1 protein-coding gene and 1 pseudogene (1 of these 2 cut by a window edge) are annotated in these 1,111 nt (G+C 53.1%); both read left to right on the top strand.

From position 1 onward, the window contains the following. Positions 1 to 489: pseudogene (locus tag GTN70_06845) on the top strand (ubiquinone/menaquinone biosynthesis methyltransferase) (it extends 143 nt beyond the left edge of the window). Positions 490 to 598: 109 nt separating this feature from the next. Further along, positions 599 to 1,060, top strand: coding sequence for a superoxide dismutase (locus GTN70_06840; GenBank protein NIO16700.1), 462 nt, complete (start codon positions 599 to 601; stop codon positions 1,058 to 1,060). The last annotated feature ends 51 nt before the right edge of the window (positions 1,061 to 1,111 follow it).

Below are 1,111 nucleotides of genomic sequence, written 5' to 3'. Positions count from 1 at the left end.
TTCGTCATCGGCGCCGACATATCTCACCGGATGCTCCAGGAGGCCAGGAAGAAAGTCGAGGGGGAAAACGTTTGCGGGCAATTCCGCTTCGTCACCTGTGCCGGGGAGTCTCTCCCCTTCGGGGACGCTGTTTTCGATTCGATCATGATCGCCTTCGGGATAAGAAACGTGGTGGAGAGGGAGCGGTCGCTCCGGGAGATGGCGAGAGTGCTGAAGGGTGGCGGCACCCTCGTGATACTCGAGTTTTCCCTCCCCAAAAACCCGCTCATGAGGAAAGCATATCTCTTTTACTTTCAGACCCTTTTGCCGCGCCTTGCGGGGGTCTTCTCCGACAGGAGCGCCTATGCCTATCTGACAGAGTCTGTGCTCGAATTTCCGGAGCAGGAGGATTTCAAGAGCATGATCGCACGGTCCGGTTTTATCAACGTGGCATCGCAGGACCTTACCTTCGGTATCGTGACGATTTACACTGGCAGCGCCGGGGGATGAAGGGTATAGTTAAAACGGGACGAAGTAAAACCAATCCGCTTTAAACCACATCATATTTCTGATACGTGCTGCCGAAACCCGGAAGAGAAAGAAAAAGAGGAGGATTGTGATGGAAAAGATCATTTTAGATTTGCTTCTGGTCCTGTCGGTTGCGTTGATGGCGCTTCCCGTTCTCGCACACTGTGAGATACCCTGCGGCATTTACGATGACGAGACGAGAATCAAGCTGATCGGCGAGGATATAACGACTATCGAGAAGGGGATAAACGAGATCCACGCGCTGTCGGGTCAGAAAGATAAGAATTACAACCAGATCGTTCGCTGGGTGAAGAACAAGGATGATCATGCCATCAGGATACAGGATACGGTCTACCAGTACTTCATGACCCAGAGGGTTAAACCGCCGGAGACTGCTGGAGGCCCGGACCACGAAAAATATGTGGAGAAGATATCTCTGCTCCACGAGCTTCTCATCTGTGCCATGAAGGCAAAGCAGACCACCGACCTGGCAAACGTCGAAAAGATGAGAGAGCTGCTGGAGAAGTTCAGGACAGCCTATTTCGCCAAGTAGCCCGGAGGATGAAGCACTTCGGCGCGGGGAGTGCCGCTTCCTAAACGAGCG

Source organism: Deltaproteobacteria bacterium, from assembly GCA_011773515.1.
Taxonomy (GTDB): domain Bacteria; phylum Desulfobacterota; class Deferrimicrobia; order J040; family J040; genus WVXK01.
This window is presented reverse-complemented; position numbering and strand designations above follow the sequence as displayed.

What these genes read in the sequence shown, in the direction of transcription:
- GTN70_06840 (NIO16700.1), top strand. Translation starts at nt 599, where the DNA reads ATGGAAAAGATCATTTTAGATTTGCTTCTGGTCCTGTCGGTTGCGTTG.